The sequence below is a fragment of the Streptococcus oricebi genome, assembly GCF_017883985.1.
In the GTDB taxonomy this organism is placed as follows: domain Bacteria; phylum Bacillota; class Bacilli; order Lactobacillales; family Streptococcaceae; genus Streptococcus; species Streptococcus oricebi.
Genome location: NZ_PRDG01000002.1, coordinates 121,082 through 145,326, shown reverse-complemented (window position 1 = coordinate 145,326; position 24,245 = coordinate 121,082). Strand labels below are relative to the sequence as shown.

Genomic DNA, 24,245 nt, shown 5'->3' with positions numbered 1-24,245 from the left:
AGAAGGACTTCTGTTTGCTTTCTTATATTTGATTGACTTTTTCTGGTTTGCTTACTTGGTCCTGATAGAGGCTTCTGACTGCCTGAATGTCACTTTCCTGAATGGAATAATAGGAACCAGCAGCCTGCATGACCGATTCATTTTCATTGTGCTCTAGCCCGATGGCATGGCCCAATTCGTGCTCTGCTGTATTGACAATTCGCTCATAGGAATAGCCATACTGAGGATCCATGAGATAGTAGCTGTTGAGTCTGACCACTACATGACTAAAGCGTTTGGTTAAGAGATTGGTCTGGGACTCGGCCTCCCCAGCAGCAGTCACAGAACCATCATTCATTTCGCCGGCAATGATATTAGCAGTTGCCTTGTCATGAACAATCTGAAAACTAAAGGCTCCCGTTTGATTCCAGGCCTCAATAGCTGTCTGATAGGCTGCCTGAAAGGTGGGATTTTGAGTATCGATATAGATAGTCGCACTAGGATATTCCCAGCGAACGCCACTTTCCATCTTGGAATGCTCATCTGACAACTGATCGGTCAAACCTTGAACATTTTTAGTCAAGTCCGTATGAAGGCCCTGACTATCAAAAAATTGATCCAGGCGAGCCACTAAGCCCTGTAAGGCTTGCGAGACGCTTGCCTCCCGATTGGGGGTGGGGTTACTAAAATAAATAAAGGCTATAAAAAGCAGTAAGACCAATAAGGTCAGGCCCAACAAGCGCCAAATGACACGCCAGAAAAAGCCGATGATTTTAAAAATTAAACCCATACTTACCTCCTCTAGCTTGGGTGAATAAGGCATTATAAGTCTTTTGGCTTAAAGATTTCTAAAGCCAAAGTTTCCTTTTAGAAAAGTTGATAGAGAAAGAGGTAAAAAGAGCTGGGAAAGAGGCGACCTTACTAGATTTGGGAGTCATTATTGCAGCTTTTTTAAAAGCTTATGACAGGCGCTCTTCCAGTTTAAAATCAATAGGCAACCAGGCAAGAACTTTCTCCAATTCCTTATCCCAGTAGTACCATTCATGACGGCCATGATCAACCTTATATTCTAGCTGGAGACCTGCCTTTTTCAATTCCGCTACCGCATAGTTATTGGCCTCATAAAGGAAATCTTCCTGGCCACACCAGGCATAGAACTTGGTTTTCTTATCCGATTGGGCCACCATATTGGTCAGGGCGTGAGGATTGTCAGGACTCTCCCACTCTTTGATATCCCCGAAAATTCCCTGCCAGTAGGCAGGGCTTCCCATATCGGCATTTCCCAAATCCATTCCCTTAAAGGAAAGGACCCCTGATAAACTAGCCGCATGGGAGAAACGGTTGGTACTTAAGGCCAACTTAAAGGCCCCGTAGCCTCCCATAGAAAGGCCGGCGATAAAGGTTTTTTCACGCTTGCTAGACATATTAGGAAAGAAACGTTTGAGGGTATGGGGCAATTCCTTAGCAATGACATCAAAATAGGGATAACCATAGCGGGTGTTTGTATACCAGCCATTATGAGTATCTGGCATAACGACAATCAGATTGGTCTTGCGCACCAGTCGCTCCAGCGCCGTCAAACGTAGCCAGGTCGTATCCTTGCCTCCCATACCATGCAGGAGATAAAGAACGGGTATATCCTTAGAGTCTGGTTCTTCTACCCTCGCCGCATCGGGATAGAGAAGCTGGACAGACAGGTCTAAGTCCATTATTTTAGAATAATAAGTAATATCCATTAAGGCCATGGTTTCCTCCAAATCTAAGTAGAGAGGCTGACCTAGGTCAGCCTCTTTATTCACTTCCTTATCAAGACTCATCTCGCTAACTTGAGCGAAAGCAGTCCTTAACTTTTTACCAATCAGTAGGCAAACAAGAAAACAAACCGTCTATGGAGTCTCCTGCCCCTACTGCTTGCGCCTATTAACGTCCTCGTATCTTATTTTACTTCCATCACGACGGGGAGGATGGCTGGCCGGCGCTTGGTTTGTTCAAAGAGGTATTTGGCTAAATTGTCGCGCACTGCTCCTTTTAGTTCGCTCCAGTCGAAGTCTTTTTGGCCCAAGTAGTTTTCAACTGTGGTGTTAATCAATTCTGAGCTTTCCCTTAGGATATCCCGGCTCTTTTTAACATAGACAAAACCGCGGGTGTGGACCTTGGCCTTGGAGACGATTTTCTTTTCTTTTCTATTAACCGTAATGGCTACAATAAAGATACCGTCTTCTGACAGGACCTTGCGGTCACGCAGGACGATATTTCCGACATCACCAATGGCATTTCCGTCAATCATAACATCACCAGCAGGAATAGCCCCACCTGGAACAAAGTCACCCTTATCATACTCCATCACAGAGCCCCGCTTAGGAATAAAGATATTCTCTGGCAGCATACCGACTTCCATGGCTGCCCTGGCATGGGCATCAAGCTCACGATATTCCCCTTGAACAGGGAAGAGATACTTGGGTTGTAAGAGGTTAATCATGAGTTGTAGGTCACGCGCATTTCCATGACCGGACACGCGCAAGTGCTGGGTAATGAGCTTAACCACTCCTCCAGCCTGATAAATCATATTTTCAACCCGAGCCACGATAGCCTCCTTGGCAATCGATGGGGTAGTGACAATATAAATCAGGTCTCCCTCTTTAATCTCTACATAGCGGTGGCGACCGATTGACATCTTGCGCAAGCCATTGATGGGCTCACCCATACGACCTGTTTCAAGGATAATCAGCTCATGGTCCTCAAACTTGGCCATTTGTTTGGGCTTAATCAAGAGACGCTCATCAGCCAGGGAGAGCTTTTTCAGCCGAATCGCTGTTCTGACGATATTTTCCACATCAAAGCCAGTCAAGACTACTCGCCGGCCACTTTCAGCGGCAGCATCAAAGACCTGCTGGATTCGCGAAAGGTTGCTGGCTACTGCTGCCACAATGACCCGGCCTTCCCAGTCAGCGATTGTCTGACTGATTTCTTCACCGACCTCACTCTCACTTGCGACCTGCACATTGCTATCAGCATTAGCCGAATCGCTCAAGAGGGCTAGGACTCCTTCGCGGCCAATCTCTGCTAGGCGACTAAAGTCGGTCCGATAGGACTGGCTAGCAGCCTGGTCAAACTTAAAGTCTCCTGTATAGACGATATTACCGTCCTTGGTCTTGATGACCACACCCAAACTTTCGGGAATAGAGTGGGTGGTGCGGAAAAAGGAAACCAGGGTCTTGCCAAACTCAATCTCTGTATTTTCATCAATGACATGGAAGTCATTAAACTTCTTGACACTATCATTGTTTTTAACAAAAAGCTTGGCCAACTCAATGGTCAACTCTGATCCAAAAACAGGAACCTTGGCTTCGGCCAAGAGATAGGGCAGGGCCCCGATAGCGTCGGCATGGCCATGAGTCAAGAAGACCCCAGCGATTCGCTCCTTGTTTTCAAACAAATATTCCATATTGGGAATGACCACGTCTACCCCCAACTGCCCATTTTCTGGGTATTTCAAACCAGCGTCCAGGACAAAAATAGAATCATCTACCTCAGCAAGATAGAGATTTTTTCCATTTTCTCGAACGCCACCTAAAGCAACGATTTTGCTATTGCTCATTATTTCTCCTCATCTAAGATTAAGATACGAGACTTAAAGATTCTCGCTCAATTTATATTTTACTAACGGTCCTTGGAAATCCAAGTCGAATTACAGTCCTGCAAGAAACTTGCATGTCTAGATTATTATACTACTTTTCTAACTTTTTTTCAAAAAAGCTCCTAATTTTCCTGCTATAAAAAAAGCTCCTAGCATCTATTAAAAACGGATGCTAGGAGGATACCCATTTACTGATAAACAATGAAGCAATCAGATGATGTCATCTGAAAAAACAACTTACTTGATGATTGATTCAATCTTTAATAATTGTAAAGAATGATTTTCTTTGTAAATGTAATAAACGTCTTATCATGCAAAAGCGATGGCGATTGATGATTAAGGAAGGATGAAAACCATTAAAAAGCTTCTGTTCTTCTCGATTTGCTACCCTAGTGGCTACTAGTCCTACTCGGGAGAGTCTGCCCATACTGGTAGCAAGGCTTTCAATCGCCACAAGAGATTATCAGACTTAGATATTGATTAAATAATACCTCCGACTAAAAATAAAGTATCAGTAAATAGGGATTTGAGCGTTAGTTAATGAAGAATCTAGTGCTTACCGAGACCCATTGAAATCAGTCCTTTCTTCCTTATCTTTAATTTTATTCTACTCCTTTCACCAGAAAAAAGCAAGCGTTTACATTCAAAAAGACCTACTTTTTTTCTCTTTTTTCTCTAAAGAAAAATTCCTTATGTTGCGGGAGCAAGTTGCTTAACTAAGCGCTTAGAGGCTAGGCTTGCGCTAGGCCTTGGCTGGGCTAACAAAAGCCCTTTCGGGCATAAAAAAGAGGACCCTAGAACGGCCCCTCCTTCTTTATTCAAATAATTGATAGTAGTCGTTGATGGTCATCTTGGCCTTGTCTTTTGCGGCCAAGTCCTGGATAATGCGGCCTTCTTTCATAACAATCAAGCGATTGCCATACTTGAGGGCGTCCTCCATCTGGTGGGTAATCATGAGGGCAGTCAGTTGGTCTTGCTTGACAAATTCATCAGTCAGCTCCATTAAGGCTAGACTAGTCTTGGGATCCAAGGCGGCCGTATGCTCATCTAAAAGCAGGAGTTCTGGGCGCTTGAGGGTCGCCATCAGAAGGCTCAGGGCCTGTCTTTGTCCACCTGATAAAAATTCAATCGGCGTATCCAGATGTTTCTCCAGGCCATTGCCGATTTTGGCAATCAGGGTCTCAAACTCCTGGCGATAGCTATTGAGTTTTCTGGGAGTCAGGCCCCGCTTCTCTCCTCGGAACTTGGCAATCAGGAGATTTTCAGCCACAGTCATCCGGGGGGCTGTCCCCATCTTAGGATCCTGGAAGACCCGGGACAGGTACTTGGCCCTTTTTTCTGGTGAAAAATGAGTGACCTCTTCTCCGGCAATCCATACCGAACCACTGCTGAGAGGCAGGGTTCCTGCAATAACATTAAAGAGGGTTGACTTACCGGCACCATTTCCACCTAGGATGGTGATAAAGTCATGCTCATGAATTTCCAGAGAAACATTATCTAGAATAATCTTCTCTTGGCCCAGGCCATTGTCGACTAGCTTGCTGGCGTTTTTTAATTCTACAATTGCGGTCATTTGCTCCACTTGACTCCTTTAAAGAATTTATTTTTGAAGGTGGGAATCATGAGGCAAATGGCTAAAATCACAGCGCTAAAGAGGCGGAGATAGCTGGTATTAAAGCCAAGGGCAATCACTCCCCAGATGAGAAATTGGTAAAAGATTGAGCCGACAACAATGGTGATGAGGCGCTCGGTCAAGGTCAGACTCCTAAAGAGAACCTCTCCGATAATCAGACTGGCCAAGCCGACAACAATCACTCCAATCCCCCTGGAAACATCTGCATAGCCCTCTTGCTGGGCAATCAAGGCTCCTGCTAGGGCGATAACGCCATTTGAAAGGATCAAGCCCATCAGCTCCATCCGTCCGGTATCAATACCAAAACTTCTGGCCATATCTGGATTGTCCCCAGTTGCGATATAGGCCTGGCCCAGTTTGGTATCCAAAAAGAAGAGGAGGGCCAGGATAACCAGAACGACAAAAATCAAGCCTGTCAAGAGGTTATTCATATCATCTGAAAGGGGAAGAAAATCCTGAATCTGCTTGGTTCCTAAAAGGCCCAGATTGGCCTGCCCCATAATCATCAGCATAATTGAATGACAAGAGGTCATGACCAGGATACCCGATAAGAGGGTGGGGATTTTCCCCTTGGTATAGAGGAGCCCCGTTACTAGACCAGCTAGGCATCCAGCAAGGACGGCCAATAAGGTGGCCAGAAAGGGATTAACTCCCTTGACAATCAGGGTCGCTGCCACTGTTCCACCCAAGGGAAAGCTCCCTTCTGCGGTCATATCTGGAAAGTCTAAAATCCGAAAGGTCATAAAAATTCCCAGACCCAAGATGGCCCAAACTAGGCCTTGTGAAATAATCGAAAGAATCATCATCGTTCCTAACTTTTTTATAGAATAAGTCTATTTTACCAAAAAAAATCCTTACTTGGCTAGCCTTTTAGACCTAAAGGGGCCGAAAATTTCCCTAGACCTCAAATCTGACCAAGAAACCAGCTGGCTCTACTGGCCAATAGGGCTACTTAAACGTTCTTAATCGGCTAGTATTGAAGCAGCATCAAGATTAAGAGGAGGCCCAAGAGAGAGAGGCTGACCAGGAGGGTGGTCGCTTTGAGCCCTCTCTGGCTCTGCCAGTAGCCGGGCTTGCCGATTTGGTCGGTCAAGTCCCTAAAAAATCGCTGGCTTTCTCTGGGCTGGACACTGACTAGGATAATCAAGGTCAGGGCCAAAAGGATACTAGTAATAATCATCAGTTCTTGCATCTTATCTCCCTAATATACCAAGTAGGCTGACCACAAGGCCAATCAGAATGACTAAGCCCAGGAGCAACATAAAGAGCTTGTTGAGCTTTTGCCCCCTACTTTCTTTTTCCTCTTTCAGGGGTTGCTGTTTGAGTTGGTCCAGCTTTCCTTCGATTTGCTTGTAAAATAAATCCTTCTTAGTCATCTGCACCTCCTAGTAATTGCGCAAGGCTGGCCCTATAATCACTCAAGGGAATATCATTGGCCTTGCGACCTTGAGCGAGCAAGGCCTCCCTCATGCCTTCAAGGCCGGATAGGGCCAGGCGGATTCTTTGGACTAGCTCTTCTGGTCGGCTTTCAGAAAAAATATTCTCTGAGGCCAGATAGCGGGCATCATGTAGGCGCTCCTCAAAACCTAGCAGGAGGAGGTTGTTTTCAAAGGCCGTCCGAATGGCCCGATTGACTTCATTTCCCTGGTTGATATCCAGATAAATATCGGAGGCTTGAAAGATGTCCTTGACCTGGCTGGAACTAACGTTTTGGTAGAGGACCAGATTTTTATACTTGAGGAGACTCAAGAGTTGGGGGGACATCTCGGTCGGTGCGGCAATCCTAAAGGTCAGGTCTGGTAGATTTTTTAGCAGGTAGTCCAAATGGCTGATTTGGTCTGAATAGGTCAAAATCATGGCTGTTGGACGTAGGAAATTGTCCCGCTGGAATTGATAATGGTAGCCCAGGGGCAGAAGCTTCTCCCCATGCTGGTCTCCTAATAATTGGAGGGCCCGCTCATAGGTAGCCTTATCTGGAATGATAATTTTCTTGGCCCGCAGGTCCTGCTCTAAAATCAGCCGCATATTGCCTGGAAGCTCATCATAGAGGGGTTCCTGCCAAAAGAGGTAGTCCTGACCACTCTCGGCCGGTAAGGCGTAGGAGACAAAAAAGGAGGTAGACAGGGAATTAAAGAGGATATGGTCTAAGTTCAAATCCAACTGACGGAGGAAAAAGAGAAGAAAGTCAACCCGATTTTTAAAGAAGCGGCTAGCCTCTCCCTCCAAGGTCACTATCAAATCACCTGTCTGCATATTTTCGACAATTCTTTCCTGGCCATCTGCACTAAAATAGGTCTTGAGCATGGGCTGGCCCTGACTGGTATAGCTGGTCTGGGCAAAGCGGTTGCCGTAGCAATCATAGTGGTCACTCAAGCGAACCTGGTCCTTTTTATCTAGCCAATCCACCTGCTTGACCAGGCGAATCTGCTCCTGGTCCGCATAGTGAATCCGCCCCCGCTCCTGACCTAGACAGAGGATTCTCCCAGCCTGGCTGTCGGCAGTGATTTCCCAAAAAGGAGGGAGCTCTACCTGGTTAAAAAAGAGGGCTCCTGCTTGCTTTTTGGGCAGGTTTAAAAAATAGGTAAAAGGAGACAGGACCCCGTCTGGCAAGAAGCCGTCAGGCTCGATGACCACAGTTGGACAGTTAAAACCGGCGGCCTCTAGTGAAGCCTCCAAGTCCTTACTTTCTTGACTATAATAATCAAATAGTTTAAGCATCCAGAACCTCCTTTATCAGATTTGCCCAGAGCTCCTGGACCCGGCTGGTCAGGTAGTTTTGGGCCAGGTCATAGGATTTTTCCGACATGCTAGAGGCCTGATTTTCTTGGAAAAATTCAGTAATCTTTTGGGCAAAGGCTGAAACAATCTGCTCCTCGATATGGTCGGACGAGCTTTCTAGTAGATAGCCATTTTCTCTATCAAGGATAAAGCTTTGATTGCCATAGCGGACATCAAAACCAATCAGGGGCAGGCCAGAACCGATGGCCTCCATCAGGGTCAAACCAAAACCTTCACTGGTTGAGGCGGTCAAATAGAGCTGGTAGCGGGCATAAATCTGGGTCAGGTCGGCATGGCCCCTTAAATGGATAAAGGAGCCGGCCTGGCCTTTTTCAATCAACTGCTTCAGCTTGGCCTCTTCTCCACCGCTACCATAGATATCCAAGGTCAAGTCTGGCAGGGTCTTTTGGGCTTCAATCGTAGCCTTGACCAGCCAGTCCAGGTGCTTTTCGCTGGCCAGGCGCGAGGCGGTAATCATGGAGAAGGGCTGGCGCTCTTGGCTGGGCTGGAGGGCATCTAGGCTACCAACTGGAATCCGATAGACCTGGGGCTTCTTGCCGTAATAATGGGCAAACTGCTCCTCTAAAAGCTCTTTTTGCCCCTGGGTGGCTACGATAAAGAAGTCCACCTGGTCTGCATGGGTAAACTGGTAGTCATAGTAGTTGTTCCAGAGGATGTAGTCTTGGTTGCTGGCATTTGGACTAAAATGCTCAGCATGAATCACAACTCCTAGCTTGGCCTCCTGGGCCTCCTCAAAGACCACCTGGCCCAGGCCAGTTTCCCGGTCCAGCAAGACTAGGTCTGAAGGGGTCCAGTTAAGATCCTGCAAGAAGTAGCGGATAAACTCGGGCTTGCTGTAAAAAATCCGATCTGGAAAGCGAAAAATCTGCTCCTCTCCCTGGTCCACTAAGACCTCATAGGCTAGGCGACCATCTTCATGATAGAAGCGTCTCTGATAGACCTGGGCTTGATTGTCCTTGGGCGCAAAATACTCTGAAGCATAACGGACATAGGAAAAATAGTCCTTACGAATCAGCCGGCCTTGGGAAACATAGTCGACCTGCTCGACCAAATCCTTCCCCTCCTCCTTGAGGTAACAAGTGATAAAGAAGTCCTGCTGGGGGTAGAAATAGCGGACGATTTTTCCCTGCTCCTCCTTGGTCTCATACTGGCCCTCAATCGAGGATAGAACCTTATCCAAGCGGTAGCTAGTCGGAGCCAGCTTGACATCGGTAAAATGATTATAAAGCCAGATAACTTCCTCATCTTCAAAGCCAATATTCTGGGTCAGATGTTGGATATTGTCGGCCAGAATCAAATCGGTAAAAATAAATTTGGCTGGTTCTTTGAGACGGCGTAAGAGGCCTGCCCGATAGGCCTGGGCATACTCAACCCCGCTACTGGCCCAACCAATGCCTAAATTGATATTGTATATTGTCATAAATTCCTCATCTATGGGAAGTGCATCAGCAATTTTCCCTTGGGGCTTACTTCTAATTCGCTCATCAGCAGATTCTTAACTGCCTGCTGCTTGATTTTTTCCTGCATAAGGAGAAAGCCCTGGTAGGCCTCCTGATAATAGTCCAGCAGGGGATTTTTCTGGGAAAAATACTGGCTGGCCAGGGCCTGCCTGAGCTGTTGCAGGTAGTCCACCTGTTCAATCCAGTTTTCATCAATGGCCTTTAGGAGGGCCAAGCGCTGAAATTCTTGGTAGAGGCGTTCAGAGCCTAGACGCTGCCTTTTAAAGGCCAGCTCCTCTTGGACCAGGTCCATAAGCAAACTTAAGATAGCTTCAGGCGACTGCAAGTCCAACCTAGGCAAGCCCTGAGCATGAAAGCTGATATTTTCTAAAATATAGCGATAGAGCTGGGCCTGACTCTGGTAGGTCTGATTATAGGCAGCTTCTTTGAGGACCTCTTCTAAGACTTGCTCTACTTCTTGGTCCAGGCTCAGCTCTTGCTCCAGTAGCTCCTTGCGTTTTTTATAAACGAGTTGGCGCTGGATATTGAGACTTTGAGCATAGTCCAGAGTCAGCTTTCTAGCCTGCTTGGCCGCACTTTCACTGGCCCTTTGGGCCTTGGCTACTAAACGTCGATAACTTTTTTTCTTTAGGGGCTGGGGATTACTAGGTTGGCTGTCAATAGAATAACTCTCATAGCTCTTGCGGACCCAGTCTGGCCCCCATTTTTTCAGTAAATCATCCTCTAGAGAGACAAAGAATTTGCTGAGACCAGGATCTCCCTGACGACCTGCCCGGCCCCTGATTTGCAAGTCAATTCTCTGATTTTCCATGCGCTCGGTCCCGATAACCACCAAACCTCCCAGCTCGGCCACCCCTGGTCCTAACTTGATGTCGGTTCCCCGACCGGCCATGGAGGTGGCTACGGTCACTGCTCCTAGCTGGCCTGATTCGGCAATGATTTGGGCTTCCCGAGCTGCATTATTGGCATTGAGAAGATTGTGGGCTAGGCCCTCACGCAGGAGCAAGGCCGAGTAAATCTCGGACATCTCCACCGAGCCTGTGAAAATCAGGAGGGGATTGCCCTTGCTGTGGTAGTGCTTGATGTAGGATAGAGAGGCAAAGACCTTCTCGGGCAGGGTTTTATAGAGATTGTCGGCCAAGTCCCTACGAATGGGCTTGCGATTGCTGGGAATCTTGATGACCGACATAGAGTAGGTTTCCTTAAACTCTCTTTCGGCCACCTTGCCTGTCCCGGTCATACCGGCAATTTTCTGAAACAGCTTAAAGAGATTTTGATAGGTGATGGAGGCCATGGCCCTGGTTTCCTGGGTCAACTTGACATTTTCCTTGGCCTCAATGGCCTGGTGCTGGCCACCCTGGAGACGGGTCAGCTCCATCAAACGCCCAGTCGAGCGATCCAGCAAGACCACCTCCTGGTCCTTGACTCCCTGACGGACCACATAGTCCTTGTCCCTCTTATAGAGCTTGTGGGCCCGCAGGGCTAGATTGAGGTGGCGGACAATATCTTGATTGCCGGAGGCATAGAGATTATCCAGGCCCAAGAAAGCCTCGGCAGCCTGACAACCCTTGGAGGTCAGCCAGACTAACTGCTTTTCCTGGTTATACTTATAGTCCAAATCTTCTACCAGGGTCGCAACCAGCATAGCCATCATGCCATAGTAGTTGGACTGGACCCTGGGGGCTCCAGAGATAATCATGGGTGTTTGGGCCGAATCAAGCAAGACCGAGTCAATCTCATCAATAATGACATAATTGAAAAAAGGAAGGTACTGCTTGTCCTTGGAATCGGCTAGATTTTCAATCAAGTAGTCAAAACCCAGACCGCTATTGGTAGTATAGACAATATCCGACTGATAAATGGCCCTTTTACGCTCAGGAGTCAGCTCTTTATCCTGGTCGTCATTGACCGCACAGGCAATGCTTAAACCTAAAAAACGGTAGATAGGTCCCATTTCCTTGGCATCCCGCAAGGCCAGGTAGGAGTTGGTGGTGACTAGGATTACTCCCTTGCCTGTCAGGGCATTGAGGTAGAGGGGCATGGTCGCAGTTAGGGTCTTCCCCTCACCCGTCGCCATTTCAGCCACCTGGCCCTGGTGGAGGGCAATGGCTCCTAAAACCTGGACATCATAGGGAAAGAGGCCCAGGACCCGCTTAGCCACCTCGCGCACCACCGCATAGGCTTCGGGCAAGAGGCTGTCTAAGTCCTGGCCTTGCTTGAGTCTGTCCCTAAATTCCTGAGTCTTAGCCTGCAAGTCCTGATCAGACAGGCCTGCCATGGTCTTTCGGTAGCCATTCACCTTTTTTAAAAGGGCTCGTAATTTACGTAAATGAAACTGGTTTTTTAACATCAATCTCCCTATTCCTCTGCTGGTCTTTGTTCAGAAATTTCCAGGTAGTGAAAGTCAAAGGATTCTAATCCGGCGCTGAGGAGCTGGACTCGGTAGCTGTAAGCTTCTGTCGGATAGGTAAAGTCCAGGCGCTCTCCCCGCTCAATCAACTGGCCCACTTCTTCCTCATAGCGATTATAAAATATCAGCTTGAGAAAGACCCCCTGGGCCGGATAGGTCGTCATCTTGCGAGTCAGCGAATAGGTCCGCCCCCTTTTTAAAAGAGGCAAGGCTGGCTGAATCCGGTCCCTCTGAAAATTCCAAGCAGAGGACCACTCATGAATGATTTGGCCTGAGGCCATGAGGGGATTCTCAAAAAAGACATGGTCCCTGGCCCGATAAATAACGGTCGAGCCAAATAAGTAAGAATAGCGGCCAGCATCTCCAAAGCTGGTCCCCCGAAATTCACCCCAGTAAATGGGCTTATGCTTGGCAATCTGCATCAGTCTTTTCTCCCAAATTTTTCTCTCAATAGCATTTTATAATAGTTGACAAACCAGCTAATAGTGGAGCTGTCATCGTCATTGTGGCGGCCTGAAGTTCCCTTGCTGACCACCCTGGCTTTCTTGACCTCTAGGGCCTGGACCAGGTCCTGAAAGGCGGTCGGATCATAGTCCTCCTCCTTCATATAGGAAAGAGCAAAGGTGGTCTGCCTAAAGTCAGCCGCCTCAAACTTCTGCCAAAAGCGCTGGTTAAGCTCCTCGACCTCCTTTTTCCCCTTGCCACCCGTATGGCGATGCAAGACGTCAAAGGCAGTTGGAAAGACTCGGGGCAGTAAGAGCCGGCCCCGCTCAGCAATCGTTCCTAGATTGGCCAAGGGCTTGGATAAGACAATCCCTGCCGGCTTGAAATCTGCCCCATAGTACATGGCTCCATAGGTGCCCATGGAAATGCCGGATAAGATAAGCTCCTGCTCGCTAAAGCCCAGTAAATCAAGGTGGTCCTGAATGACCTGCTTGATACCTGTCTCTAACTCCTGGCTCCCCAGATAAAAGAGGCCTCCGTCCACTCGGGGGTCGGAAAAGAGGAGAAAGGGCATGCCCAAGGACCTCATCATTCCAAAACCTTCAAAACCCTCGGCCCGGCGATAACCGGAAAAGTAAACAGCCAAGGGGGGCTTAAAGTCCCCTGGATAAAAGAAGTAATTGATTTCTTGGCGCTTTGAATCCTTTAAAATCTGTCCACCCAGAACATACTTCCCAAACTGGTAGCGGGTCAAGCGCTGGTGGAGGGCCCCAATCCGAATACGACCCTGGCCCTTGGCCTCTAAGCTAATGCCCAAGTAGGAGGTGAAATCATGGTCCAAGACCAGGGCCTGCTCCATCTCCTCTTCACTAAAGACCCGCTCCTCAACTACCGTTGCGGTGGAGCCTTCAGCGATAGACTTGACCCTGAGCTGAATCTGGCAGCTTGCTTCTTTCTGGTATTCCAGCCACAGCTCAACCGGATTAAAGCGGTTGGCCACAATATTGTACTTCCAGGAAACCAAGGGACTAAAGTCCTCCCCATAGGCTCCCTCCAGCTCCAAATCCTCATAACCATTATAACAAATTCTCCCCTTAAAGGCCGGCTGAACTAGGGCGTCAATAGGTGTCAACTTGTCCCCGTATTGACCCCGAAAAAGGGCCTTGGCCAGGAGGCGAAGGATTTCCTCTGGGTCTGACAAATCCACTGCCTGGGCGCAGAAACGTTTGAGAAAGAAGGCAGCCTCCTTGCTCGGAGCGGCTTGTTTCTCTTCATAAAAAATCGTGTAGGGGGTTAGCTGGTCTTCTAGCTCTTGCAAGTCCAGCAGGTAGTTCAAGTCGTCCAGAATAATCGCATCAAATCTAGCGATTTTATACATCTGCATGACCTTTTTAATGGCTAGACTGGAGCCCGGCCAGAAAAAGTGCCAGGCCATATTTTCCGGCAGACTAAACTCCCGACTCCAATCACTAAGCCCCACCTGTAGAATATTCAGTTTAGCGGCCATGCTCCACCTCCCCTAGCCAGGTCTGCCAGCGCTCAATCAACTGCTGTCCTGTATGCTGGGCAATTTTATCTATGGAATAGACCAAAGCCTGGTTCCAATTCTTTAACCCCTCTAAGTAGTAGTTAGCTACCTGGGGTAGCTCTGCTATTTCTGATAAGATATAACCATTTTCCAGATGGCTGACATATTCGGAAGCAACCAGATTGATTTGGGGAAGACCGGCTGAAATTCCAGCCAGCTGGGTGTAGAGATGGGGTTCTTGATTTAAGTCAACAATCAAGCGACTGTACTCCAACTCCTGAATCAGGCTCAACTCATCTGTGATGTTTTTGACTTCCAGACGATAGACGATTTCCTGATTTTCCTCTAATTGGTTTTCCGACTGGGGATTTTTACTGGCTTTCTTGATAAAGTCCTCTGGCTTTAGATAGTCCTCGATTAACTCCCAAACCTTGGCCTCAACCCGTTTTAAACCCTCTTCCTGGCCATTGTAAACAGCTAGGACAAGCTCGGTCAGGGGATTTTGCCCGACAAACTGCAAGATTTTAAAGAGGGCATATTCGTTTAAGATTTGATTTAAGTCCAGCTGGTAGTAAATTTTAGACTCCTTGCGCCGCTGGCTCAAGCCCAGCTGCAAGCGACTGTCAAAGGAGGGACTGTGGTGAAATTTAGCCTTAGCAGCTGGAAAATGTTCATTCAAGCCGGCCAAGAGGTCCTTGCGGTCCGTCAAGACCAAGTCCGCCCGTTCTATAAGAGCGCCTAATTGATCCAGCTCTTCTAGCCGATTGCGGTCCACAAAAAAGCTAAGAATTTTAGCAGCCTCTGGGGGGAAAAGATTAAACAAGGCCTCCTGGTGATTGGGGTGAGCAGCTAGAATAAAGTTAGACTCAGCCAACTGCAAACCAGCCAAATGGTCAGCCAATCTTTCAAAAATCAAGTCCTCCCAAGACTGGTAGCTAGGGGCCTTAAAATCGGTCTGATAGCGGGGATTGATGACCAGAGCATGGGGAGATTTGCCGTCCTCATACCTGCGAAAACGCCAGTCCCCTTGGGGATTGAGATAGTCCTGGTGACTGAGTCGGTCTCCATCATAATAGAGAATACTAGAAACAAAGCCCCGATCGTCTAAGAGCTGGACCTGGCTAAGGCTTTGATTTTCAAAAAATTTAAGCTGGCTGATAAAGCCCTCCTGCCCAAACTCGATATGAGCATAGAGCTGGTCTTGCCGATAGACCATGACCAGGAAAGGAGTATAGATAAAGTCGCAATCGCTAGGCCAGGAAAAATCCTTAATCTGCAAGACCTGCATCTGGTCCGACTGGATATCCTGGAGGTCATCAAAGACCGAGTAAACTTTCGTCTCATAGATGTCTTGGCGATGTAAAAAATAGCGGAGCTGGGGCATATAGGCCAAAAGCAAGATTTGGCCCTGGCCCAGCTCCTGCAAAATCCTGAGCTGGTGAATACTATCATCAAATTCGAGGCGCTGGACGGTCCGGTACCAGGGGAGCAAGTCCATCTGCCAGGCCCGCTCCTGACCATACCAGGCCGGAATAACATAATACATACAGTCTCCTAAAAAAATCTACGGTAGTTCTCATTTAGTCGAATCGCCCCTATCTCTTCTTGTAGGCTCAAGACCATACCCAAAAAGATAAGGAAAATTCCCGGAATCATACTGATTCTTAAAAAGGCCGGATCCTTCAAAAGCAAGAGCATGGGCAGGCCCGTTAAAAGCAAGAGATAGCAAGAGCCAAAGACAGCCAAACGCAGGGTAATTCCATTGATGTAGCGGCTGGTTGCCCGACCGGGATAGACCCCCTCGATATAGTCCCCACTCTCCTGCATCTGCTTGGCAATCTCCTCGCCGCTGACATTGACAAAGGCAAAGCCCAGCCCCAAAAGAAAGATGGTCAGCAAATAAAGCAGCAACCAGGCGGGCTGGCCCATGGACAGGGCTAGATTGGCTCCTCGTAAAAAGGAACTCTGCGGGAAGAAAATCAGGGCCAAAAAGAGCAGGTATTGGGGAATGCTGACCAGGGTCATGGCATACATGACGGGCATCCCCCCAGCAGGATTGGGCTTAATATCCAGATAGGAATACTTCTTGAAACGATTATGAATCATCAGCTTATTGACCGGAATCCGATACTTGCCATGCTCCATGAGGAGGGCCAAATACAGATAAAGCAAGGCCAAAAGCAGGAGGCCCAAGATCCAGGCCCAGCCCAGTCCCAAGTCCTGCATTGATTGGAGCAGGTCCTGGGGCAAATAAGCCAGAATACTGGTCATCAAAATCGTCAATGAGCCCCCCAGGCCCAGGGCCGAGTTCAAATCACTCAGCCAGATAAGAAAGAAAGTACCAGCCACCAAGAGGCTCGTATGTAAAAGCAGGAGCAAGAGGCGGTTAGGCCCCTTTTGCACAGGTAGGCTCAGGGCCACAACCAGGGCCTGAATCAAGGCCACAACGAGAGTCAAATACATCTGCCTGCGCCCCGCTACTTCTGCCGCCAGAGCTTTTAGACCCAGCTTTTTAGAAAAGCTAAACATCTGCCAGAGCAGCAAGGCCGACATATAAGGCGAGAGGCCGACCGACAAGAAGGACATGCTCCGAAGATTTCCCCCAGTCAGGGCGGCTGAAAACTCCAGGCTAGGAGCCAGCTGAGTCAGGACCAGTTTTTTATCCAGGTCCAAAAAAGGAAGACTAAGCTTACTTCCCACAATATAAAGGAGGATAAAAGTCACCATCCAAAGAAATTTAACCAGCAAGGGACTTGCAAGAAATTTTCGCACACCTGCTCCTTTCTAAACCATCTCTATTTCAAAATCGGTCACAATTAAGTTTAACTATCAACAGATAAACAAATGTAACCAGTGTTGCATTAAATCTATTTAAACATATATATAAATGCGATTGTCGTCAAATTAAAGTTATTTAAAAATATAAATAAATGTAATCGTCGCCGAATCAACCTATTCAAGAATTTATAAATATGCTCGCTATCAAATTAAATCCATTTGTGCTAAATATACCTTCGTTAGAAACATATAATTGTATGCATCGACTAGCAAATCCAATATCCTTGAAAGACTTATATAGGGCCTATCCATAATCCCAGCCCTCTTTTAAGAGCTAGCTCAAAACCTGCATAACCGCATCCAGCAAGACCTTTTTACTAAAGTAGCCCTCTTTTAAGAGGAAGGCAAAGGAGCGCACCCGCTCCACCATTTGCCCATAGTCCTCTGGGCTAGTCTGATTAACCAGCTGACTAGCCTGGGCCAGGTCATGGACGATATAGCCGAGTCTCTGCTCCTCAATCAGGGAAGCATTGGACAGATAAGGCGGGACCAAGACCGGAATCCCGGCTGCCAGATAGGTGGCCACCTTATGGGAGATATTGAGGCTGTAATAGTCTGGCTCCTCTTGGGGGTCTTGTTCGACTCCCCAGACCAGCCCAAAGCCCCCTTGAGCCAGCTCCAACAAAAGCTCCGCCCGGCTCTTCCAGCCCCGATAGGAAAGATTAGGCCTTGCTCCCTCTTCTGCTGCCTGCGAAAAGATGGTCAAGGGAGTCTCATAATTCCAGTTAGCCAGATGGGGAAAACGCTCAATGCTCCCAGCAAAATAAATCTGCTTCTTAAAGGCAGCCTGGGCCAGGCTCAAATCATGGGGATGGTCCCACATGTGCTGAATAAGGACCTTTTCGACCTCCAGGCCCTCAGCCACCAGCCTCTGCCGCATCCCTTCTGACGGGACAATCAGCAGGTCCGAATAGTTATACATCTGGATGTATTCTGGCATCAGATAGTAGTTGGACTCAAACATCAGGGGTGGCACATCATGGATAAAGGTAATGATTTTAGCCTCTAAAACCTTTAACTTCTCCAAAAAGGCCCGATCCAGCTCTCGACCATTCCAAGTTGGGGCCTGATAGATGACCACATCTCCATAGCCCACACTGGCCAAAATCCCGTCCAAGCGACTGTTGAGCTCGCCCGGACTATCACTATAAATATTATAAAAATAAAAACTCAGTTCATTAAAGCCCAAGCTCTTAGCAAACTTGGTCACATCATTTTGGGCAATCAGGGCTGTGCTTTCGCCAGCCATCCCGTATAAATTGGTAATATGTACTCTCATCTTTTCAACTTCTATTGTTTATTGGACTGGGTCTAAATTAGCTTCAGCCAAGTCCTGGGCCGCTAGGGCAAATTCTTTAGTACCGCCTAAAGGTCAGACAAATCCAGCAGGATTTCCTCTTCATAGGTCTGGTCCTCTACCAGGTCAATATCCTGATCAAAATTATGCTCGGCCGTATGCTTATGGCTTAACTTAACCTTATGCTTGGCCTGCATCTGGAACCACTCATACTCCGAGTCGATATGGCCCAAGTCTAGGACCCGATAGCCCTCCTTAGCCAAATCAAAGGCCAAAAGTTTAGCAGTCGGCCCCAACATGGCTAGAATCAGACGCTCCTGGCCTTCTTTTCTAACGGCTTCCTTGATTTCTTCCAGTTTACTAAAGGCATTGCGAGCCGGGCAGATAATCCGAGCGATTGATTTGGCCCCTGCAAATAAATCATTGCCCACGCCCGAGCGGGAATGTCGTCCCTCCACCAAGAGCAGGTCCTGGTCCTGCCAGATTTGTTTGAGCTTGGCAAAGTAGCTGGCCGCAGGCCCCTTATCCTCCAAGTCCATATAGGGTCTGGAGATAAAGGTCGAACCATACCAGGGCGCCCGACAAACTTCCTGATAGAGGCTTCCATACTGGGCCAAATGACCCCGCCAAAAATCCTGGGCTGACTGGTTATAACGCTCCAAATCTTCAAATACATCAGACAGGCAAATCAGAAAATCATCCTCCTGGGGCCGGCCTAGTAGCTCCTTTAAGCGCCCAGCCAGCTCCGGTTCATAGTCCTGATAGGGAATGCTCCTACCTGCAATCAAATCAATCTCCCCGTCACCATAGCGGGCCAGTGAAGGCTTCTTGGCCAAGATATAGTCCAGGGTTTCTGCAATCCCCCGCACCTTGGGCCAGAAGTGGCTGACTAGGCCAGCTCGCTTAGCGATGGACTCTGCCAGCAAGTCTGGCCGCTCATCAGCAAAGATTTCTTGGCCCTGCTGGCCATGGGCCCGCCCAGCAAAGGCTAGGACCGGTTTACCCAGCTCTCTAAAGCGCTGGACAATCCCGCCAACCTCTTCTCCCGCATTGATATCAAGTAAGATGTGACTTTCTTCCACCAGAAAGTCCAGCAGGTTGGACAGGCCTGCAATATCCGAGCAGACACTAACATTATCATAGACCAAGAGCCTAGCAATCTGGTCTGAAACCACGACCGGTGCCGCCAGATAAAAATGACAATCAGGCAGAGCCCTAATCAAGCTCTCTACATGGAGCAGGTCGGCCGAGTAGGTGTAGACCAGGCAGGCAAAAGAACGAGTCCTTTGCCCCAGCAAGAGCTCAGCTTGGAGCCTAGCAGTCTTTCTAGTCAAGTCCTGCCAATCCAGCTGACGGTAGTACCACCAAACCTCGCGGTAGATAGACTGGGTAAAGTCCCGCCAAGGCTTGCGCTCCGTCAGATAATGGATAATAGCCGGAAACTCCTGATAAGAAAAAGTTTTCGGGGCAAACATGGTATGCAGACTAATAGCATTATAGGTGAAGTCCAGCTCCAACCAGCGGTCCTTAAAGACCAAGTTTAAAATACTCTGGTCCGCCGCAGCCACCTCTTGGTGCAGTTGGCTGGTCAAATCAAGTAACTGCTGGGTAATCTTCTCTTGCTTCCAGCGGGCATTGTTAATCAGCATAACTCCCGCATTAAAAATTTCCTCACCAAAATAGACCCGTCCGCCCAAATCACGGACAGCAGCCAAGGGATAGGCACCCAAGTTAGTCTCAAAGAGCGGAGTCAAATCAGCTGTCACCACCAAGTCACAGTCCAGATAAAGGACCCTGTCCTCCTCCACAAAGTCAGGGATAAAATAGCGCAGAAAGACCGTATAACTGATATTGGTCTTATAAGTTTTCAAGACATCGGCATTGACCCTGGCATTGATGATTTCCGAGCCTAGAGGTGCCAACTTCTGATTGACATAGCGGAACCACTCGGTCGGAAAGTCAGCATTTAGCAGGTAAAAACGGACTCCATGATTATGACTGGAGATTGACTTAATGGTCGTTAAAACCTGGTCCTGATAGGCATAGTTGGCTGCAAGAGCAATGGCCTTGGGAGCCAACTTTTCTACCGGCTGAAAATCCTTCAGGGCTTGAGCCAGGGCCTGAGGCTCATCATCAGCAAATAAAAACTGGGGAAGGTCTTCCATTTCAAAGGAAGCAAAAGCAAAAATCGGTTTGCCCGCCTGACTAAAGAAGTCCAGTAATTTCCCCTGCTGGCCGGCATGCAGCTGCAAGTAAAGCTGACAAGAGGCAGCCAACTGCTCCAGGGAAGCATCAACTATTTCAGGGTAGAGGGAAACATTACCATAGCTAGCTAGCCCCAGCAAAAAGTCACCCATAGCTGTATAGGCTGCAATATGAAAATGACATTGGGGACTAGCCTCAATCAAGTCCTTGATGTGTAGCAAATCTTGAGTATTGGTCAAAATCAAACAGTCCAAGTCTGCCTCAGACTCCTGCTGCTCAAGTTCATAAAGACCCTCATGATGTTGGACAATCTGACCCAAGTCCAGGTCATGATAGATCCACCAGAGCTTGCGATAGCGATAGGCTGTCAGACTATTCCAGGGCTTGCGGTAGGTAGTATAGTGAATAATCAGGGGCTCCTTTTCCTCCTCAAACTGTTGCTGCCAACCACTATAAAAGGCTACCAAATCATGACCAACCTGTAAATTATAGGTCTTATCCAACTCTAACCAATCCTGGGCCAGGACCTGATTTAAGACCGTCTGGTCTCCATTAAAGTCCGCTAGCTTGCCCGCTTCCAAGTCAAGCATGACCTTCTGGGTCGCAGCCATCAAGCGCCTACCCAAATCCTGCCTCTTCCAAGCCTCATTATCAATCAGCAAGACCCCAGCATTAAAGCCAGTCCCATTGGCATCTCTAACCGCTCCGATTAGCCTACCTTTTAGGTCCAGGTTAAAGAGGGAGTCCAGTTCTCCTCTGACCAGCAAATCGCTATCCAAATAGAGGACCCGCTTTTCCTTGATGTAAGTAGGAATCAAATAGCGGGCATAAGTCAGAAGACTGATGTGGTCCTGGGTCTGCCAGCTAGGATCCAAGTCCTCAGCCTTGATTGGCACATTTATCAAGTCACTATCTAACTTGCGGGCCAGCTGGCGCAAACTCACAAACCAGTCGGGAGCAATCCCCTGCTGCAAGACATAAATCTTAACCGCCCGATTATGGAACAAAATCGACTTAATGGCCGTCGCCAACTGCTCCTGAAAGGCCCTATCTCCTGCTAATACAATCCTTATCATCTATCCACCTAAAACGCTTCTCTTTAATACTAGTCTGAACCTACAAGTAGCCAGTCTCCCTTGCTTTGACCTGCTCCCTTATGACCACCTGTTTTTGAAAAAATCCAGACAAATTCTTCTATAGTGTATTATATAAAATATTCCCCTAAAAAGCTAGCTCTTATCAAAAGTTAACAAATACTTACAAACATTTTTTCAAAATCCCCATCAAGCCCCCCTTCTAAGCAGTTCCTTCCTCTATTTTTTGCTTACTGAAAATGCCAAGAAAAAAACCATTAAAAGGCTCCTTGAAGGCTACCTCTTAATGGTAAAAACTTATTTCAAAATTTCTTGGGTCTTGGCATAGTTGGCTTCGACCGCTTCTTTTTCAGCCTTCCACCAGTCTTCATGGTCGCTGTACCACTTAATGGTTTCTTCTAGTCCGGCTTCAAAGTTGGTAAATTCAGGCTTCCAACCCAGCTCATCGCGGAGCTTGGTCGCATCGATCGCATAGCGCAAATCGTGTCCAGCCCGGTCGGTCACATGGTCATAGGCATCAGCTGGCTGACCCATTTTCTCAAGAATCAACTCCAAGACTTCCTTGTTATTCTTTTCACCGTCAGCCCCAATCAGGTAGGTTTCTCCGATTTGACCCTTGGTCAAAATCGCCCAAACCCCTGATGAATGGTCGTTGGTGTGAATCCAGTCGCGGACATTCTTGCCTTCACCGTAAAGTTTTGGCTTGATACCGCTCAGGATATTGGTGATTTGACGCGGGATAAACTTCTCGATGTGTTGGTAGGGACCATAGTTATTTGAACAGTTAGAAATAGTCGCCTTAATACCGAAAGAGCGTACCCAGGCCTTGACAATCAAGTCAGAAGCTGCCTTGGTTGATGAATAAGGTGAGCTTGGATTGTACTTGGTTTCTGGTGTGAACTTCTCACCTGGGCCCTCACCATGACCTGGCAAGTCTTCTCGCAAGGGAAGGTCGCCATAAACCTCATCGGTCGATACATGGTGGAAGCGAATATCGTACTTGCGGGCCGCTTCTAAGAGGGTATAGGTCCCGATAAAGTTGGTATGGATAAAGGGACTAGGGTCATTGAGCGAGTTGTCATTGTGGCTTTCAGCCGCATAGTGGACAATGGCATCAGCCTGGCTGGCTAAACGGTCTACCACTTCTGCATCCGCAATGTCAGCAACCACTAGCTCTACACGGTCACCCAAGATTTCCTCGATATTGGCCCGATTACCCGCATAGGTCAACTTGTCCAAGACCGTGATATGAACATCTGGAAAGTTATTATATACATAATGAACGAAGTTTGAGCCGATAAAACCAGCCCCACCCGTTACGATGATTTTCTTGTATTCAGTCAATCTTTTTCTCCTATCTTCTAATCTAGCGCTGATTAAGCTAGTTTTTTCTAGAGCATATCCTCTGTCAACGGTACTACGTCTTTCAAATAAGGATGATTTTTATCAGCCTCAGAAACCTCGGCCTGCTCTAAATTCTCCCATTTAATGTCAAGGCTTGGATCGGCATAGTTGACAAAGGCGTATTTAGGCTTTAATTCTAGCGCCCAGTAGTCATTGACCAGGTAGCTATAAGAAACCGTATCAGACAAGACCTGAAAACCATTAGCCACACCGCGCGGAACGAAAATTCCCTTGCTGGCGTCAATCACTGTTTGATAGGTATTACCAAAAGTCTCTCCGGCCCGCAAGTCCACCCAGGTCCCTAAGACCTTACCGCCATCTGCGACAGAGATATACTTGTCCCAAGGCTCAGCATGCAAGCCCCGCAGGACATTTTTACGGGAAAAGCTGACATTGTTTTGCAGTTTTCCTGCGGCAAAAAAGCTTTCAGGAAAGCCCAGAGGCAACATTTTTTCCTTTTGAAAATTTTCCTTAAACCAGCCCCGATTGTCGCCGTGAACGGGAATATCAAATTCCAATAAACCCGGAATAGCCTCAATCTTGCGGGCTGCTAATTCTTTTCCAAAAAAGTTTTCTGTCATTTATTCCTCTCCAATCAAACGCAAGAGATAGCGACCATACTCATTTTTCTTGAGCGGTTGCGCTAGCTTATGCACCTCTTCTTTTGTGATATAGCCCATACGATAGGCGATTTCTTCCAGATTGGCCACTTGCAGATTTTGCATGCGTTGCACCGTTTCGATATACTGGGCTGCTTCAAGCAAGCTTTCATGCGTTCCAGTATCCAGCCAAGCAAAACCACGACCCATAAGCTCGACAGACAAATCACCCCGCTCTAGGTAAGCCTTGTTGACATCGGTAATTTCCAGCTCACCACGCGCACTTGGCTTGATGTTCTTGGCAATCTCTACCACATCATTATCGTAGAAGTAAAGACCAGTCACCGCATAGTTTGAGCGAGGTTGCTCTGGCTTTTCCTCAATCGAAATGGCATTCATATTCTCATCAAATTCAACCACACCAAAGCGCTCTGGGTCCTTGACTTGATAGCCAAAAACAGTCGCACCGCTTTCTTTTGTTGCGGCCTTTTGTAGCATACCGCTGAGGCCCGGACCATAATAAATATTGTCCCCTAAAATCAAAGCAACATGGTCATCGCCGATAAATTCCTCACCGATGATAAAGGCCTGGGCCAGTCCATCTGGACTTGGTTGCTCCGCATAAGAGAGCCTAATACCAAACTCAGAACCATCCCCTAAAAGGTCCTCAAAACGAGGCAGGTCAGTCGGAGTTGAGATAATCAAAATATCCTTAATCCCCGCTAACATCAGGGTTGATAATGGATAGTAAATCATCGGTTTGTCATAAACCGGCATCAGTTGTTTAGAAGCAGCCCTAGTCAAAGGATACAAACGTGTACCAGAACCGCCCGCAAGAATAATACCTTTCATAATGTGAAAGCCTTTCAATTATTATAGTATCTTCATTCTATCATTTTTTAAGCAGAATGTCATTAG

19 protein-coding genes are annotated in these 24,245 nt (G+C 47.6%); all 19 read right to left on the bottom strand.

The features are described from left to right. Window positions 1–22: 22 nt before the first annotated feature. The 19 genes from C4K46_RS03360 to rfbA all read right to left on the bottom strand — a co-directional run bounded on the left by C4K46_RS03360 (window position 23) and on the right by rfbA (window position 24,179). Window positions 23–769 (bottom strand): matrixin family metalloprotease, encoded by a 747-nt coding sequence (locus C4K46_RS03360; protein ID WP_209627410.1) that lies wholly within the window; start codon window positions 767–769, stop codon window positions 23–25. Window positions 770–938: 169 nt separating this feature from the next. Further along, a complete protein-coding gene (locus C4K46_RS03355; RefSeq protein WP_209627780.1) occupies window positions 939–1,724 on the bottom strand; it encodes an alpha/beta hydrolase in 786 nt (261 codons plus the stop codon). A gap of 191 nt (window positions 1,725–1,915) precedes the next feature. Beyond that, window positions 1,916–3,577: a ribonuclease J gene (locus C4K46_RS03350; protein WP_209627407.1), complete on the bottom strand. Its 1,662-nt coding sequence runs from the start codon at window positions 3,575–3,577 to the stop codon at window positions 1,916–1,918. A gap of 853 nt (window positions 3,578–4,430) precedes the next feature. Beyond that, window positions 4,431–5,189: an ABC transporter ATP-binding protein gene (locus C4K46_RS03345; protein WP_209627404.1), complete on the bottom strand. Its 759-nt coding sequence runs from the start codon at window positions 5,187–5,189 to the stop codon at window positions 4,431–4,433. Further along, complete coding sequence (locus C4K46_RS03340) at window positions 5,186–6,052, bottom strand: ABC transporter permease (RefSeq protein ID WP_209627779.1); 867 nt, start codon at window positions 6,050–6,052, stop codon at window positions 5,186–5,188. Before C4K46_RS03340 ends, C4K46_RS03345 begins: the two co-directional genes overlap by 4 nt. A 167-nt stretch (window positions 6,053–6,219) precedes the next feature. Beyond that, window positions 6,220–6,441 carry an accessory Sec system protein Asp5 gene (gene asp5, locus C4K46_RS03335; RefSeq protein ID WP_209627402.1) on the bottom strand — a complete coding sequence of 74 codons (222 nt, stop codon included), beginning with the start codon at window positions 6,439–6,441 and terminating at the stop codon, window positions 6,220–6,222. Window position 6,442: 1 nt separating this feature from the next. Further along, window positions 6,443–6,625, bottom strand: coding sequence for an accessory Sec system protein Asp4 (gene asp4, locus C4K46_RS03330; RefSeq protein WP_209627400.1), 183 nt, complete (start codon window positions 6,623–6,625; stop codon window positions 6,443–6,445). Then, window positions 6,618–7,967, bottom strand: coding sequence for an accessory Sec system glycosylation chaperone GtfB (gtfB, locus tag C4K46_RS03325; RefSeq protein WP_209627398.1), 1,350 nt, complete (start codon window positions 7,965–7,967; stop codon window positions 6,618–6,620). Before gtfB ends, asp4 begins: the two co-directional genes overlap by 8 nt. Then, window positions 7,960–9,468, bottom strand: a complete 1,509-nt coding sequence (gene gtfA, locus C4K46_RS03320; RefSeq protein ID WP_209627396.1) for an accessory Sec system glycosyltransferase GtfA — start codon at window positions 9,466–9,468, stop codon at window positions 7,960–7,962. Before gtfA ends, gtfB begins: the two co-directional genes overlap by 8 nt. An 11-nt stretch (window positions 9,469–9,479) precedes the next feature. Then, window positions 9,480–11,858, bottom strand: a complete 2,379-nt coding sequence (gene secA2 / locus C4K46_RS03315; RefSeq protein WP_209627394.1) for an accessory Sec system translocase SecA2 — start codon at window positions 11,856–11,858, stop codon at window positions 9,480–9,482. Window positions 11,859–11,866: 8 nt separating this feature from the next. Next, window positions 11,867–12,340 (bottom strand): accessory Sec system protein Asp3, encoded by a 474-nt coding sequence (gene asp3, locus C4K46_RS03310; protein ID WP_209627392.1) that lies wholly within the window; start codon window positions 12,338–12,340, stop codon window positions 11,867–11,869. Then, the gene (asp2, locus tag C4K46_RS03305) at window positions 12,340–13,869 is read right to left on the bottom strand and encodes an accessory Sec system protein Asp2 (protein WP_209627390.1); all 1,530 of its coding nucleotides are present in this window, start codon (window positions 13,867–13,869) and stop codon (window positions 12,340–12,342) included. Before asp2 ends, asp3 begins: the two co-directional genes overlap by 1 nt. After that, window positions 13,859–15,436 carry an accessory Sec system protein Asp1 gene (gene asp1 / locus C4K46_RS03300; RefSeq protein WP_209627389.1) on the bottom strand — a complete coding sequence of 526 codons (1,578 nt, stop codon included), beginning with the start codon at window positions 15,434–15,436 and terminating at the stop codon, window positions 13,859–13,861. Before asp1 ends, asp2 begins: the two co-directional genes overlap by 11 nt. A gap of 8 nt (window positions 15,437–15,444) precedes the next feature. Then, complete coding sequence (gene secY2, locus C4K46_RS03295) at window positions 15,445–16,662, bottom strand: accessory Sec system protein translocase subunit SecY2 (protein WP_209627387.1); 1,218 nt, start codon at window positions 16,660–16,662, stop codon at window positions 15,445–15,447. Between the two features lie 340 nt (window positions 16,663–17,002). Further along, window positions 17,003–18,007: a sugar transferase gene (locus C4K46_RS03290; protein WP_209627386.1), complete on the bottom strand. Its 1,005-nt coding sequence runs from the start codon at window positions 18,005–18,007 to the stop codon at window positions 17,003–17,005. A gap of 86 nt (window positions 18,008–18,093) precedes the next feature. Continuing rightward, entirely contained in the window at window positions 18,094–21,306 is a 3,213-nt protein-coding gene (locus C4K46_RS03285) for an SP_1767 family glycosyltransferase (RefSeq protein ID WP_209627384.1), read from the bottom strand. 315 nt (window positions 21,307–21,621) lie between these two features. Beyond that, on the bottom strand, window positions 21,622–22,668 hold the full coding sequence (rfbB, locus tag C4K46_RS03280; protein ID WP_209627382.1) for a dTDP-glucose 4,6-dehydratase: 1,047 nt from the start codon (window positions 22,666–22,668) through the stop codon (window positions 21,622–21,624). A 47-nt stretch (window positions 22,669–22,715) separates the two neighbouring features. Continuing rightward, window positions 22,716–23,309, bottom strand: a complete 594-nt coding sequence (locus tag C4K46_RS03275) for a dTDP-4-dehydrorhamnose 3,5-epimerase family protein (protein WP_209627380.1) — start codon at window positions 23,307–23,309, stop codon at window positions 22,716–22,718. Next, window positions 23,310–24,179, bottom strand: a complete 870-nt coding sequence (rfbA, locus tag C4K46_RS03270; RefSeq protein WP_209627378.1) for a glucose-1-phosphate thymidylyltransferase RfbA — start codon at window positions 24,177–24,179, stop codon at window positions 23,310–23,312. Window positions 24,180–24,245: the final 66 nt, after the last annotated feature.

Bases quoted from the DNA above. Each gene is read 5' to 3' on its own strand.
- C4K46_RS03360 (WP_209627410.1), bottom strand. From the start codon at position 769: ATGGGTTTAATTTTTAAAATCATCGGCTTTTTCTGGCGTGTCATTTGG.
- C4K46_RS03355 (WP_209627780.1), bottom strand. From the start codon at position 1,724: ATGGCCTTAATGGATATTACTTATTATTCTAAAATAATGGACTTAGAC.
- C4K46_RS03350 (WP_209627407.1), bottom strand. From the start codon at position 3,577: ATGAGCAATAGCAAAATCGTTGCTTTAGGTGGCGTTCGAGAAAATGGA.
- C4K46_RS03345 (WP_209627404.1), bottom strand. From the start codon at position 5,189: ATGACCGCAATTGTAGAATTAAAAAACGCCAGCAAGCTAGTCGACAAT.
- C4K46_RS03340 (WP_209627779.1), bottom strand. From the start codon at position 6,052: ATGATTCTTTCGATTATTTCACAAGGCCTAGTTTGGGCCATCTTGGGT.
- asp5 (WP_209627402.1), bottom strand. From the start codon at position 6,441: ATGCAAGAACTGATGATTATTACTAGTATCCTTTTGGCCCTGACCTTG.
- asp4 (WP_209627400.1), bottom strand. From the start codon at position 6,625: ATGACTAAGAAGGATTTATTTTACAAGCAAATCGAAGGAAAGCTGGAC.
- gtfB (WP_209627398.1), bottom strand. From the start codon at position 7,967: ATGCTTAAACTATTTGATTATTATAGTCAAGAAAGTAAGGACTTGGAG.
- gtfA (WP_209627396.1), bottom strand. From the start codon at position 9,468: ATGACAATATACAATATCAATTTAGGCATTGGTTGGGCCAGTAGCGGG.
- secA2 (WP_209627394.1), bottom strand. From the start codon at position 11,858: ATGTTAAAAAACCAGTTTCATTTACGTAAATTACGAGCCCTTTTAAAA.
- asp3 (WP_209627392.1), bottom strand. From the start codon at position 12,340: ATGCAGATTGCCAAGCATAAGCCCATTTACTGGGGTGAATTTCGGGGG.
- asp2 (WP_209627390.1), bottom strand. From the start codon at position 13,869: ATGGCCGCTAAACTGAATATTCTACAGGTGGGGCTTAGTGATTGGAGT.
- asp1 (WP_209627389.1), bottom strand. From the start codon at position 15,436: ATGTATTATGTTATTCCGGCCTGGTATGGTCAGGAGCGGGCCTGGCAG.
- C4K46_RS03290 (WP_209627386.1), bottom strand. From the start codon at position 18,007: ATGAGAGTACATATTACCAATTTATACGGGATGGCTGGCGAAAGCACA.
- C4K46_RS03285 (WP_209627384.1), bottom strand. From the start codon at position 21,306: ATGATAAGGATTGTATTAGCAGGAGATAGGGCCTTTCAGGAGCAGTTG.
- C4K46_RS03275 (WP_209627380.1), bottom strand. From the start codon at position 23,309: ATGACAGAAAACTTTTTTGGAAAAGAATTAGCAGCCCGCAAGATTGAG.
- rfbA (WP_209627378.1), bottom strand. From the start codon at position 24,179: ATGAAAGGTATTATTCTTGCGGGCGGTTCTGGTACACGTTTGTATCCT.